This window comes from Neorhizobium sp. 05N33 (assembly GCF_056397445.1).
The window spans coordinates 221,021-233,901 of sequence record NZ_JBFTNK010000002.1; the positions used below are offsets into that span (position 1 = coordinate 221,021).

Consider the following 12,881-nt stretch of genomic DNA (forward strand, 5'->3'; position numbering starts at 1 on the left):
TTAATAGCGCGTTAACGGCGCTCCATTTCTGGAATTTATGCTGGAGATGTACCGTATCGATACATCTCGCCTCGTCGGGGATACCCGGCCATTCAGCTTTTCAACTCGGCAAGGCCGTCGAACAGATCAAGCGCTTCCGGGTTGGCGAGCGTCTCCTTGTTCCTGACCGCCCGGCCGTGCACGACGTCGCGGACTGCGAGTTCGACAATCTTACCGGACTTGGTGCGGGGGATATCGGCGATCTGAATGACCTTGGCCGGCACGTGGCGCGGCGATGCGCCGGTGCGGATGCGGGCCTTGATCGCCTTGGCGAGATCGTCACTCAGCGTCAGGCCGTTCGCGAGGCGGACGAAGAGGATGACGCGGACGTCGTCGTCCCAGTCCTGGCCGATGCAGATGGCTTCCACGACCTCCTCCATCTGCTCCACCTGATTGTAGATCTCGGCGGTGCCGATCCGCACGCCGCCCGGATTGAGCGTCGCGTCCGAACGGCCGTGGATGACGATGCCGTCATGTTCGGTCCATTCGGCGAAATCGCCGTGGCACCAGACATTCTCGAAGCGCTCGAAATAGGCGGCGCGATATTTCTGGCCTCCGGGATCGTTCCAGAACATGAGCGGCATGCACGGGAAGGCCTTGGTGCAGACGAGCTCGCCCTTTTCCCGGCGCACCGGCTTGCCGTCGTCGTTCCAGACGTCGACGGCAAGCCCCAGGCCTGGCCCCTGGATCTCGCCACGCCAGACCGGCTTCAGGGGATTGCCGAGCACGAAGGTGGAAACGATGTCGGTACCGCCCGAAATCGAGGCCAGATGCACGTCGGATTTGATGCCTTCGTAGACAAAGGAAAAACCTTCCGGCGAGAGCGGCGAACCGGTGGAGATGACCAGCCTGAGCGCGGCCAGATCGTGGCTCTGCTTCGGTGCGATGCCGCCCTTGCGGACCGCGTCGATATATTTTGCCGAGGTGCCGAACACCGCGAACTTTTCAGCTTCGGCATAGTCGAACAGGACGTTGCCATCCGGCGCAAACGGCGAACCGTCGAACAGGCAGAGCGTGGCGCCGGCTGCAAGGCCTGACGCCAGCCAATTCCACATCATCCAGCCGCAGGTGGTGAAATAAAACAGCTTTTCGCCGGGCTCGAGGCCGCAATGGAAGCGATGTTCCTTGAGATGCTGTAGTAGCGTGCCGCCGGCCGAATGGACGATGCATTTCGGCACCCCGGTCGTGCCGGACGAAAAGAGAACGTAGAGCGGATGGGAGAATGGCAACGGCGCGAACTCGATCGACCGCGCCTCGTAAGGCGCCGTGAAATCCGCAAGCATGCGGCCATCGTCAAGCGATGCGGCCAGTGTCGGCGCGTCGCCCGCATAAGGCACGACCAGAACCGGCGTCTTCAGCACCTCGGAAACTGCCCTCACCTTGGCGGCGACGTCCTGAAGCTTGCCGTTGTACCAGTAGCCGTCGCAGGCGATGAACAGTTTCGGGCCGATCTGGCTGAAACGGTCGAGCACGCCCTGTTCGCCGAAATCAGGTGAACAGGAAGACCAGATGGCACCGATCGAGGCGGCGGCCAGCATGCAGGCAATCGTTTCCGGCATATTGGGCATCATCGCGGCAATGCGGTCGCCCTTCTCGATGCCAAGCCCCCTGAAGGCCTGCTGCAGGCGGGAGACTTCGGCGCGAAGCCTATCCCAGGACCAGCGATAGTTCACCTTGTCCTCGCCGCGGAAGATCAGCGCGTCTCCGGCGCCTGTTCCGGAAAGTAGATTTTCTGCGAAATTCAGCGTGGCATCGGGGAAAAAGCGGGCGGCAAGCATGTCTTCGCCGTTGATCAGCACTCGGTCGCCGCGCTCGCCCTTGACGCCGCAGAATTCCCAGACCGCGGACCAGAAATCGGCGCGCTCGCCGATCGACCACGCGTAGAACGCATCATAGTCGAGGAAGACTTTGCCAAAGCGCTCGGCGCACCAGCTGATGAAATGATAAAGCGGGGTTTTCTGCTGTACTTCCGCCGAGGGGCTCCAGAGCGGCTGTTCATTGCCCATTCCCATTCCTCCACCCTCGGAGAACCCCACCCCGACATCGGAACCAGGGTTCTGCCCCATCTCCATCCACGCCAGATCCTGCGAGGTCGCAGCGTATCGGTTTTTATAGCATGTTGCACCGCATTATAAAGGAGACCGCCAGGGAAGTTTCCCGGATTTGCGCGAACCCAGCATTTCCTATAATGCGCGTGTGATCATGCTCACCAACCCGTTCGGACATCTGCGGAAGAACCTGAGCCGCCCGCTGGGCCGGCGGTCGCGCCGCGTTCTGATCGGCGCCATCATCGCAGTGTGCCTCTTTTCGCTTTTCCAGCTCATCGCGCCGTTCCTGGTTTCATCGACCGTGGTGCGCGAAAGCATGGAGCGGGCGGTCGCCGAATGGACCGGCCACGATGTGACGATTGAGGGGACGCCGGATATCCGCTTCTGGCCGGAGCCCAGGATCACGCTCAGGGAGATCACCATCCGCAAGCAGGCGGAGGGTGGCGAGCGGGTGCTCGGCCGGGTCTCGCGGCTTTCGGCCTCCTTCGATCTTCTGCAGGCTCTGCTCGGACGGCCGGAGTTCAAGGATTTTCGCCTGACGAACCCGGAGATCTATGTCCTCAGGGAGGCCGACGGCAGGCTCGACTGGGCGAATGACGGGCTGCTCAGCCGCGCCGTGCGCGATGCACGGCCGGACGGCAGCAGTCAGGCACTGGCGACGGATGACGATGCGCGGATGGGCGATGTCCGCATCAGCAACGGGACATTCGAGATCTCCGACGTCGCCAGTGGCCGGGTCACGCGGTTCCAGTCGATCAACGGCACGCTCGACTGGCCCTGGCTCTCACGGGGCCTGGAACTGAAGGCAGATGCCTATCTCAACGGCCAGGCGCTGACGCTGGACATGAACTCGACGCAGCCGCTGCTGCTGCTCTCAGGCAAAAGCGGCAATATCTCCGGCACGATGGCGTCCGCTCTCTTTCATGGCCAATTCCGCGGCGTCGCCAATCTGGCCGCGCATGCGTTTCTTTCCGGCGATGCAGAACTGACGGTTCCCGACCTTTCGACGGCAATGCGCTGGGCCGGGCTGAACTTTGCCGGTGTCGAACGCCTGAAGAGCTTCTCGTTGAATACCCGGCTCGTCACCAACGAAGACACCCTGCGTTTGGACAACCTGTCCCTCGGGCTGAACGACGCCAAGGCGACCGGCATACTCGATCTCGTGCTGCCGCCTGACCGGCCGGCGAGGCTCACCGGAACGCTCGCCTTCGACCGGATGGACCTTTCCGCAGCGCTTGCCGCCATCGCGCCGCGCGCCATGGGTGACACCAGTCGGGGCAATAGCCAGCTCGCCGGCCTGGAACTCGACCTGAGGCTTTCCGCCCAGCAGGCGACGCTCGGGCCTTTCCAGCTTTCGGAAGCCGCCGTAAGTATCATGAACGTCGGCGAGCAATCGCGCATCGACATCGCCGACAGCGATTTCGAGACCGGCCGACTGACCGGCCGCATCGCTACGGTGAAGGGCGGGACGGCCGGAGCCGTGGCGCTGCGCCTTGCCATCCAGGACGCGGATTTCGGCAATATCGTCAAGGAACTTGGCCTCGCCGGCCCGCTTCCGGCGGCGCGCGGGTCGCTGGATCTGGCACTCGACGTCGATCGGCCGCTGGAACCGGAAGCCTGGCGCAATGCGAAAGGCACCCTACGCTTTCGGACGGACCGCGGCTCGCTTTCCGGCGTCAACCTTGCCGGTGTCCGGCAGCTTGCAGCCCAAAAACCCTATTTTCCCTTGAGCGATGCCGGCAGCGGCAGCCTGGAGTTCGACCATATCGACATCTCTGCCAACCTCGCGGATGGCTCGGCGGATATCCGTGAGGGAAAGATCACCGGCCCTTCCGAGAACCTAACGCTTTCCGGCGTTGTTCCCTATATCAACAGCAGCCTCGCGCTCTCCGCAACCATCGAGCCGATTGCGCAGGGCACCAATGTCGCGCCGCTGATGGTCTTCATCGGTGGCTCCTGGCCGAACCCCGTCATCTGGCCTGTTTCGCAAACTCCGGCGAAGCCCCTACAATGAACCGAATCAACCGGATGGGGGTTATCTGGTGTCGAGATTCCTGATCAGTCTATGCAAGGCGCTGCTCGCCTGCCTCATCATGGGCGCAGTGCTCAGCTTCTTCGGCATCACCATGCCGACGCTACTGGCGCTCCTGCATCTGACGCCGGACGATATCAGGGTCGGGCTCGAAAACGCCTATATCTGGTCGGTGCCACGCATCGTGCTCGGCGCCGTGATCGTGCTGCCGGCGTGGCTGCTCATCTATATCTTCCTGCCGCCGCGGGGCGAATGATCGTCAGGTCGTGCCGCGAGCGGCGACATGCTCGTCGCGGATGCGGCGCATTTCCGTCTGTTTGGTGCTGATCGAGGCGATGATGACGCCGATCGTCACCAGTCCGATCAGGATGGTGCAGATCGCATTGATTTCCGGTGTCACGCCCAGGCGCACCTGACTGTAGATCTTGATCGGCAGCGTCGTGGCACCCGGACCGGTCGTGAAGCTCGCGATGACGAGGTCGTCCAGCGACAGGGTGAAAGCCAGCATCCAGCCGGCGATCACGGCGGGGAAGATCAGCGGCAGGGTGATCTTGAAGAAAGTCTTGACTGGCGGACAGCCGAGATCGAGCGCCGCCTCCTCCAGGCTGAGGTCGAAGGTCAGCAGCCGCGACTGCACGACGATCGCCACGTAGCACATGGTGAATGTCGTATGCGCGATAACGACCGTCCAGAAACCGCGATCGATACCGACGGCGACGAACAGCAACAGCAGCGACAGGCCGGTAATCACTTCCGGCATGACGAGCGGCGCATAGATCATCCCGGAAAATAGCATCCGGCCGTGAAAGCGCGTGAACCGCACCAGGGCAAGCGCCGCAAGCGTGCCCAGCACCGTGCCGATCGTGGCGCTGATGACGCCAACGCGGGCGGTCACCCAGGCGGCATCCATGAGGCCCTGGTTCGACCACATGGTGCGGTACCACTGCAGCGAAAAGCCGCCCCAGACGGTGACGAGCTTGGAAGCATTGAAGGAATAGACCACCAGGATGATGATCGGGATGTAGAGGAATGCGAAACCGAGGGTCAGGACGGTGGCGTCGAAGCGGGAGGATTTCATCTCAAGCCACCTTCTTCTGCTGGTTCTGGAAAATCACGATCGGGACCACCAGCATGATCAGCAGAATGACCGCCACGGCCGAGGCCAGAGGCCAGTCGCGGTTCCCGAAGAACTCCGTCCACAGCGTCTTGCCGATCATCAGCGTATCGGCGCCGCCGAGCAGATCCGGAATGACGAACTCGCCGGTGATCGGAATGAAGCAGATCATCGAACCGGCAATAACGCCAGGCAGCGACAGCGGGAAGGTGATCTTCCAGAACGCTTTCCAGGGCGGGCAGCCGAGATCGCTTGCGGCCTCCAACAACGTATTGTCCATCTTCTCCAGTGCCGAATAGAGCGGCAGGACCATGAAGGGCAGGTAGGAATAGACGATGCCGATGAAGACCGCATAATCGGTGCGCAAGATCTGCACCTGATCGTCTACGCCGAGCAGGCCGACCGACCGGAACAGCAGCGTCAGCAGTCCATCGGGTTTCAGGATGCCGATCCAGGCATAGACGCGGATCAGGAACGACGTCCAGAACGGCAGGATGACCAGCATGACCAACGTCGGCCGCAGCATTGTCGGCGCGCGGGCCATGGCGAGTGCCATCGGATAACCGATCAGCAGCAGCAGGAAGGTGGAGATCACCGCGATGCGCAGCGAAGACAGGTAGGACTCGATATAAAGCGGATCGCCGGTCAGGAAGAGGTAGTTGTCGAAGTCGAGTTCCGAGACGAAGTCGCCGAATGCGCCGAACCCTTCAAAGAGCGGCGTATAGGGCGGCATGGCGATCGTCGTCTCCGACAACGAGATCTTGAAGATGATCAGGAAGGGCGCAGCGAAGAACAGCAGCAGCCAGACATAGGGTACTGCGACCACCAGCCAGCGGGCGGGATTGGGTTTGTTGGCGGGGTGGGTTTCGGAAACGCTTGCCATCTCCTGTCCCCCACTCAGCGCGTCAACACGAGGCCGGCATCGAGCGGCCAGGTGAGCCACACCATGTCGCCGAAGGTGATCGGCCGGTCGACGAGGCGGGAGACGTTGGCCTGCGCCGCACGCACCACCCGGCCATCCGCGAGCCTGACGAGGAAAACCGAGAAGTCGCCGAGATAACCGATGTCCCAGACTTCGCCGTAAACCGCATTGGCCGAGATATCGGCCGGCTGATCGGGCGAGATACGCACCTTTTCCGGCCGCACCGCGAAGGCGACCTTGTCACCCTTCACCGCCTGGCATTCCTGCTCGACGGAGACGGCGATGCCGTCGCAGTCGATCCTGACCGAGCCCGGTGCGCCGAGCGCGCTGTCGGTCGAAATGACAGTGCCTTCGAGGATATTGATGTCGCCGATGAAATCCGCAACATAGCGGCTGTTCGGCGCTTCGTAGATCTCAGCCGGCGTCGCCACCTGCATGATCAGGCCCTTGTCCATGACCGCGATACGATCGGACACGGTCATCGCCTCTTCCTGGTCGTGGGTGACGATCAGGAAGGTGAGGCCAAGCTTGGTCTGCAGGTCCATCAGCTCGAACTGCGTCTCTTCGCGCAGCTTCTTGTCGAGCGCACCGAGCGGTTCGTCGAGCAGCAGCACCTTGGGGCGCTTGGCGAGAGACCGGGCGAGCGCGACGCGCTGGCGCTGACCGCCGGAAAGCTGGTTCGGCTTGCGTTTGGCGAACTGCTCCAGCTTGACGAGCTTCAGCATCTCCTCGACACGGGCGGCGACCTCACCCTTCGGAAGATTGTCCTGCTCCAGGCCGAAGGCGACATTCTTTTCGACCGTCATATGCGGGAAGAGCGCGTAGGACTGGAACATCATGTTGGTGGGCCGGCGATAGGGTGGCACACCGGAAATATCCTTGCCCTGCAGCAGAATGCGGCCTTCGGTCGGCTCCTCGAAGCCGGCGAGCATGCGCATCAACGTCGTCTTGCCGCAACCGGACGGCCCGAGCAGCGAGAAGAACTCCCGCTCGTAGATATCGAGCGTCAGGTTATCCACGGCGGTGAAGGTGCCGAACCGCTTGGTGATGTTTTCGAAACGGATGAACGGAACCGCTGAAGGATCAGCCCAGGGAGAAAATTTGCGTTTAACTGGCCCAAGAGATTTCGCCATGCCTTACCCCATTTCGCCCCGATGGCCGCCCGAAAGTAATCGGGGCAGACGTTTCCGCCTGCCCCGCCCTTGATCAGCTACCGGTCTTGATCTGCGTCCAGACCCGGTTCAGGACCCGCTGCTCGCGCGGCCCGTATGGCGAAATGGTGAAGAGCTTCTTGACGACGTCTTCCGGTGGATAGGCGGAGGGATTTTCCAAGACTTCCTTGTCGATGAACTTCTGCGAAGCCAGGTTGCCGTTGGCGTATTGAACGAAGTTGGAAGCCTTGGCGATGACTTCCGGCTTCATCAGGTAGTTGATGAAGGCATGCGCCTCATCGACATGCTTCGCGTCCGCAGGGATCGCGAGGTTGTCGAACCACATATACGTGCCTTCCTTGGGAATGACGAACCGGATCTTGACGCCGTTCTTGGCTTCCTCGGCGCGGGTCTTGGCCTGCAACACGTCGCCCGACCAGCCGATGGTGATGCAGCTGTCGCCATTGGCGAGTTCATCGATATAGGCCGACGAATTGAAGGTCTTCACCGACTTGCGAATTTTCGAGTAGACGGCGCCGCCGGCTTCGAGGTCCTTGGTGTCCTTGCTGTCGGGATTCTTGCCGAGATAGTTCAGCGCGATCGCAAAAGTCTCGTCGGATGCGTCGAGGATGTTGATGCCGCAGGACTTCAGTTTTGCGGCGTTTTCCGGCTTGAAGAGAACATTCCAGCTGTCGATCGGCACGTCGCCGAGTGCGGCCTTCACCTTGTCGACGTTATAGCCGATGCCGGTGGTGCCCCACATGTAGTTGACGGCATACAGATTGCCGGGATCGTATTTCGCCAGCCGCTCGGTAACCACCGGCCACATGTTGGAAAGGTTGGGCAGTTTCGACTTGTCGAGCTTCTGGAACACCTTGGCCTGGATCTGGCGGGCCAGGAACGGGCCGGTCGGCACGACGACATCGTAACCGGAACCGCCAGCCAGAAGCTTGGTCTCCAGCATCTCGTTGTTGTCGAACACGTCGTAGATGACCTTGATGCCGGTCTCCTTGGTGAAATCCCCCAGGATCGATTCATCGATATAGTCCGACCAGTTGTAGACGCGGACTTCACGCTCCTGGGCCAGAGCAGCCGTCGCGGCGAAAGCCGCCGCGGCAACTGCGGCGGCAAGGCTGAGCAAATGACTTTTCATGATCTCTCCTGTTCCAGTTTTGTCTGCGCAATCGTCAAATCGCGCCTAATTCCCTTATATTTTTCGGCGAGAGTAAAAAGTAATTTTACACCCCACAAGGGGGAATGTGCGCCGCCGCAAAACTCATTGGAAATCGAAGGCACTGAGACCGGTCACCATTTCGTCTAGACCGAGCGGTCTCGTGACCGGAGGCTCGGCGCGGGAGAGGCAACCCTGCCTTTCGCAGAGCCGGCAGGCGGTGCCGGCAAGCACCGTTCCGACGGCCCCCGGCAGTGCCTCGCCATAGACGGTGTCGCCGCCGCTCGACAGATCGCAGCCGAGAAGAATTGCCGTGCGGCGGATACGCTCGCCGAATCCCGATTGCGGACCTTCGAGCGTGCGCGACAGCGTCAGGAATGCGGCGCTATCCGGCATCTCGACCCGATCGACGAGAACCTGCCCCGGCTGAAGGAAGGCGGCATGAAGGCCGAGCTTCGGACAGAGTCCGCCGAAACGAGCCTGCGGAAACCCCTGCGCACCGGCGCGGCGGATGGCGTTACCGGCGTGATCGACTTCCATCAGGAAAAACGGAATGCCCGGCGTGCCGGTCCGGGCAAGCGACGTGAGCCGGTTGGCGGCCTGCTCAAACGACACGTCGAAACGGGAGCGCAATACGTCGAGGTCGTATCGGGCACGCTGAGCCGCCGTGAGAAAAGCCCCATAAGGCATCATCAGCGCATGGGCGGCATAACGGGCGAGCTCGAAGCGGCCGATGCGGCGCGCCTCGTTGGTGGAGAGGTTTAGGTCGTCGAGTTCGGCGGCGATCTCCTGGCCCAATGCAAGCAGCGCCACTTCCATGGCAAGCTCGCGCGTCCGGTCGAAGGGCGAGAGCCGTTCTGACAGAAACAGCCGCATGGAATGGCGGTCGTACCGCCGGCGCAGGTTCGGCATGGCATGAACCGGCAGCGTACGCACCACGATGCCGTGCTCGTTCTTCGCCCAGACCTTCAAGGCGCCAGGCAGTTCGTCGCCGGTCCCGAGCCTGACCACAAAGGTTTCGGCCGCGTCCTCGATACGCGCGAAAAAGTTGGGGCGGCGCTGCAGCGTCTCGCGCACCTCGTCGATCGGCAGGCGCGTGCCGGCGATCGAGGTCTCGTGACCCTCGCGGGCCAGCAGATCGGAAAGATCGGAAAGCCGGGCCGCTTGCTCGCGATAAGCGCGATAGAGCTTCATCAGCCCCAGCGCCGCGTTGGGGGCGGCTTCCGCCACCTCGATGATTTCCTGATCCCCCGGGATCTCGCCCGCCAGCAGCGGATCGGCGAACACCTCGCGCAGCCGCCCCGCAAGGCCGCCACCTTCCCCCTGCAGCGTATCGAGATCGACCTTGTAGACCGAGGCAAGCTTCAAGAGGAGCTGGACCGTGAGCGGCCGCTGGTTGCGCTCGATGAGGTTGAGATAGGAGGGCGAAATGCCGAGCGCTTCGGCCATTGCCGTCTGGGTGAGCCCAAGCCCCAATCGCACCCGCCGTACCCGCGGGCCGGCAAAAATCTTTCGCTCCGCCACTTTTGTCACCGCTTTTACAAAATCGGCCAGCCCGCCGCATTTACCATTATGACATCTTCACAGAACCATTTGTGAAAGACAAGACAACCTAACCCCTTTCATACCCGCATTTTTGTATCTTTTCTGGCAGTGCAGCATTCTTTTCTGTAAATTCAGTCACATCAAAAGCGCCATATCTTGGCTCGCCGATTTACATAGGAGGAAAGCAATGACAGATTTTTACACGCTGGTTCCAAGCGCTCAAAAAGGGCGTTTCGAGGGCGTCGAACGCCCTTACTCCGCCGAGGACGTGAAGCGGCTGCGCGGTTCGGCCGAGATCCGTTATTCGCTTGCCGAGATGGGCGCCAACCGGCTGTGGTCGCTGCTGCACCGCGAAGACTTCGTCAACGCGCTCGGCGCGATGACCGGCAACCAGGCCATGCAGCAGGTCCGCGCCGGGCTGAAGGCAATCTACCTCTCCGGGTGGCAGGTCGCGGCCGACGCCAATACCGCATCCGCCATGTATCCGGACCAGTCGCTCTATCCGGCCAATGCGGCACCGGAACTGGCGCGGCGCATCAACCGCACCCTGCAACGTGCCGACCAGATTGAGACCGCCGAAGGCAAGGGTCTTTCGGTCGAGACCTGGTTCGCGCCGATCGTTGCGGATGCGGAAGCCGGGTTCGGCGGGCCGCTCAACGCCTTCGAGATCATGAAGGCATTCATCGAGGCGGGCGCCGCCGGCGTCCATTACGAAGACCAGCTCGCATCGGAAAAGAAGTGCGGCCATCTCGGCGGCAAGGTGCTGATCCCGACCGCCGCACATATTCGCAACCTGACAGCCGCGCGGCTTGCCGCCGACGTCATGGGCACGCCGACGCTGGTGATTGCCCGCACCGATGCAGAAGCGGCCAAGCTGCTCACCTCGGATATCGACGAGCGCGACCAGCCCTTCGTCGACTACGATGCCGGCCGGACAGTGGAGGGCTTCTACCAGGTCACGAACGGGCTCGAACCCTGCATCGCCCGCGCCGTCGCCTATGCGCCCTATTGCGATCTCATCTGGTGCGAAACCTCGAAGCCGGATCTCGAACAGGCCCGTCGGTTTGCGGAAGGGGTCCACAAGGCGCATCCCGGCAAGATGCTCGCCTATAACTGCTCGCCGTCGTTCAATTGGAAAAAGAACCTCGACGACGCGACGATCGCCAAGTTCCAGCGGGAACTGGGTGCGATGGGCTACAAGTTCCAGTTCATCACGCTCGCCGGTTTCCACCAGCTGAATTTTGGCATGTTCGAGCTCGCCCGTGGCTACAAGGACCGCCAGATGGCGGCCTATTCGGAGCTGCAGGAGGCGGAATTCGCCGCCGAGATCAACGGTTATACCGCCACCAAACATCAGCGCGAGGTCGGCACCGGCTATTTCGACGCCGTCTCCGTCGCCATCACCGGCGGACTTTCGTCCACCACCGCAATGAAGGAATCCACGGAACACGACCAATTCCGGCCGGCTGCGGAATAAGCCTGAACCCCATCACAAGGAGGAGAACCGACATGAACATCCAGACCCACGTCAAGGAACGCGCAGAAGAGCAGTCGACGGCGATGACGCCCGACCAGCAGGCAGCGATCCGCACGCTTGCCAACGATCTGCACCGCCTCAACCATGCAATCATGAAGGCGGTCGAGGCCGGGGTTTCGGTGGAGCTCGTCCGTTCCGCCCGGCACCATGGCGGCGGCGGTCATTGGGGCGACCTGATGATCCCGGTCGTCGTCACCAACCGGATGCAGTGATCGAAAGACAGGTTTAAGGCTGGCGGCCTGCGAAAAGCGGGCCGTGGCCGCGGACGAACTTCACCATCCGATCGACCACCGCGCGGATATCCCGGCGGTGGCGATCGTCGTTGTTCATGACGATCCACTGGCTGTGCCGAAGGCTCTCGATCTCGCCGCCGACGCGCTCCAGCCGCATGTCCTGGTCGCCGACGAAACAGGGCAAGACCGCGGTCCCGGCACCGCCAAGCGCCAAATCGCGCAGGGAACGCGGGCGGTTGACGGTGACGACCACGTGACCTCCCCGTTCCTGATGCGGCCAACGCAGATAGGCGGAAATCGCATCCTCCTCCGAGACCGCAAGCCAGCGTTCGGCAGCCGAGGGATGGGCGTTGCGGGCACGATAGGCCGCATAGGCGACTTCCCCGAGCCTCGTTGCCGCAAGGTTCGGCTCTTCGGGCTCAAAGGCACGTATGCCGATGTCACTTTCCCGATGCGCAAGGCTCGCTCGTCGCTCGGCAATATAGAAATCGAGGCGGAAATCGTCCCGTTCGGTGCGGATGAGCGATAGATTACGCGTGAACATCCAGGCGAGCCAAGTGCCGCAGGCAACCCTTACCAGCGTGAAACCGGCGCCTTCCCGTTTCCAGCTTTCGATGCGCCGGGCAGCGCCTTCCATCTCCAGGATCTGGGCAAACAAGGCAGATCCATCGGCGGTCAGCTGATAGCCGGTACGGCTGCGCAGGAACAAGGGGCGCCCGATCGCCTCTTCGAGATCGAGCATCCGCCGACCGACCGTCGCAGGGCTGAGACCGGTAACGCCCGAGGCCCCGGACAATCCGCCGAGGCGCGCAACCTGCATAAAAAGCTCGTAGGCATCCCAGTTGACGTTTTTCATCAGTGAAAAGCATAGCGGGGATTATGCGATACAAGAAGCAATTTTTTGGGTTTAGTAAAGGAGACGATTTCCACAAACGGAGGAATTCCGATGTATGAGAATATCGTCGCAGCCGCCTTTTCCTACCCCTTCGGAACAAAGTCCATCCGTCGTGATATAGCCGCGGAAAACGATTTCTACGAACGTTACGCCCAGCCCTATCCGCACTGGTTCGCTGACCTGCTGCGGCTCAA

General features: G+C 61.7%; 11 protein-coding genes. 4 read left to right on the forward strand and 7 right to left on the reverse strand.

What is annotated here, in order from left to right; translation table 11 throughout:
- Positions 1-92: 92 nt before the first annotated feature.
- On the reverse strand, positions 93-2,045 hold the full coding sequence (locus AC1DLT_RS05360) for an acetoacetate--CoA ligase (RefSeq protein ID WP_477486108.1): 1,953 nt from the start codon (positions 2,043-2,045) through the stop codon (positions 93-95).
- Between the two features lie 157 nt (positions 2,046-2,202).
- Between AC1DLT_RS05360 and AC1DLT_RS05365 the strand changes: the two genes are divergently transcribed.
- Together AC1DLT_RS05365 and AC1DLT_RS05370 are read left to right on the forward strand one after the other, a co-directional pair.
- Positions 2,203-4,101 carry an AsmA family protein gene (locus AC1DLT_RS05365; RefSeq protein WP_477486109.1) on the forward strand — a complete coding sequence of 633 codons (1,899 nt, stop codon included), beginning with the start codon at positions 2,203-2,205 and terminating at the stop codon, positions 4,099-4,101.
- Positions 4,102-4,129: 28 nt separating this feature from the next.
- Positions 4,130-4,375, forward strand: a complete 246-nt coding sequence (locus AC1DLT_RS05370; protein WP_038539882.1) for a hypothetical protein — start codon at positions 4,130-4,132, stop codon at positions 4,373-4,375.
- A 3-nt stretch (positions 4,376-4,378) separates the two neighbouring features.
- On the opposite strand, the gene AC1DLT_RS05375 is transcribed toward AC1DLT_RS05370, so the two are convergent.
- The 5 genes from AC1DLT_RS05375 to AC1DLT_RS05395 all read right to left on the reverse strand — a co-directional run bounded on the left by AC1DLT_RS05375 (position 4,379) and on the right by AC1DLT_RS05395 (position 10,001).
- Complete coding sequence (locus AC1DLT_RS05375) at positions 4,379-5,197, reverse strand: ABC transporter permease (RefSeq protein WP_038539880.1); 819 nt, start codon at positions 5,195-5,197, stop codon at positions 4,379-4,381.
- Position 5,198: 1 nt separating this feature from the next.
- Positions 5,199-6,116: an ABC transporter permease subunit gene (locus AC1DLT_RS05380; RefSeq protein WP_477486110.1), complete on the reverse strand. Its 918-nt coding sequence runs from the start codon at positions 6,114-6,116 to the stop codon at positions 5,199-5,201.
- A 14-nt stretch (positions 6,117-6,130) separates the two neighbouring features.
- A complete protein-coding gene (locus tag AC1DLT_RS05385; RefSeq protein WP_477486111.1) occupies positions 6,131-7,288 on the reverse strand; it encodes an ABC transporter ATP-binding protein in 1,158 nt (385 codons plus the stop codon).
- Positions 7,289-7,361: 73 nt separating this feature from the next.
- On the reverse strand, positions 7,362-8,459 hold the full coding sequence (locus AC1DLT_RS05390; RefSeq protein WP_038539870.1) for a polyamine ABC transporter substrate-binding protein: 1,098 nt from the start codon (positions 8,457-8,459) through the stop codon (positions 7,362-7,364).
- 123 nt (positions 8,460-8,582) lie between these two features.
- Complete coding sequence (locus AC1DLT_RS05395) at positions 8,583-10,001, reverse strand: helix-turn-helix domain-containing protein (RefSeq protein ID WP_477486112.1); 1,419 nt, start codon at positions 9,999-10,001, stop codon at positions 8,583-8,585.
- 208 nt (positions 10,002-10,209) lie between these two features.
- On the opposite strand from AC1DLT_RS05395, the gene aceA reads away from it, so the two are divergent.
- Together aceA and AC1DLT_RS05405 are read left to right on the forward strand one after the other, a co-directional pair.
- The gene (gene aceA / locus AC1DLT_RS05400; protein WP_477486113.1) at positions 10,210-11,499 is read left to right on the forward strand and encodes an isocitrate lyase; all 1,290 of its coding nucleotides are present in this window, start codon (positions 10,210-10,212) and stop codon (positions 11,497-11,499) included.
- Between the two features lie 32 nt (positions 11,500-11,531).
- Entirely contained in the window at positions 11,532-11,771 is a 240-nt protein-coding gene (locus AC1DLT_RS05405; RefSeq protein ID WP_038539861.1) for an SMc00767 family acetate metabolism repressor, read from the forward strand.
- Positions 11,772-11,784: 13 nt separating this feature from the next.
- On the opposite strand, the gene AC1DLT_RS05410 is transcribed toward AC1DLT_RS05405, so the two are convergent.
- Entirely contained in the window at positions 11,785-12,648 is an 864-nt protein-coding gene (locus AC1DLT_RS05410) for a LysR family transcriptional regulator (protein WP_477486114.1), read from the reverse strand.
- Positions 12,649-12,881: the final 233 nt, after the last annotated feature.

Bases quoted from the DNA above. Each gene is read 5' to 3' on its own strand.
- AC1DLT_RS05360 (WP_477486108.1), bottom strand. From the start codon at position 2,045: ATGGGCAATGAACAGCCGCTCTGGAGCCCCTCGGCGGAAGTACAGCAG.
- AC1DLT_RS05375 (WP_038539880.1), bottom strand. From the start codon at position 5,197: ATGAAATCCTCCCGCTTCGACGCCACCGTCCTGACCCTCGGTTTCGCA.
- AC1DLT_RS05380 (WP_477486110.1), bottom strand. From the start codon at position 6,116: ATGGCAAGCGTTTCCGAAACCCACCCCGCCAACAAACCCAATCCCGCC.
- AC1DLT_RS05385 (WP_477486111.1), bottom strand. From the start codon at position 7,288: ATGGCGAAATCTCTTGGGCCAGTTAAACGCAAATTTTCTCCCTGGGCT.
- AC1DLT_RS05390 (WP_038539870.1), bottom strand. From the start codon at position 8,459: ATGAAAAGTCATTTGCTCAGCCTTGCCGCCGCAGTTGCCGCGGCGGCT.
- aceA (WP_477486113.1), top strand. From the start codon at position 10,210: ATGACAGATTTTTACACGCTGGTTCCAAGCGCTCAAAAAGGGCGTTTC.
- AC1DLT_RS05405 (WP_038539861.1), top strand. From the start codon at position 11,532: ATGAACATCCAGACCCACGTCAAGGAACGCGCAGAAGAGCAGTCGACG.
- AC1DLT_RS05410 (WP_477486114.1), bottom strand. From the start codon at position 12,648: ATGAAAAACGTCAACTGGGATGCCTACGAGCTTTTTATGCAGGTTGCG.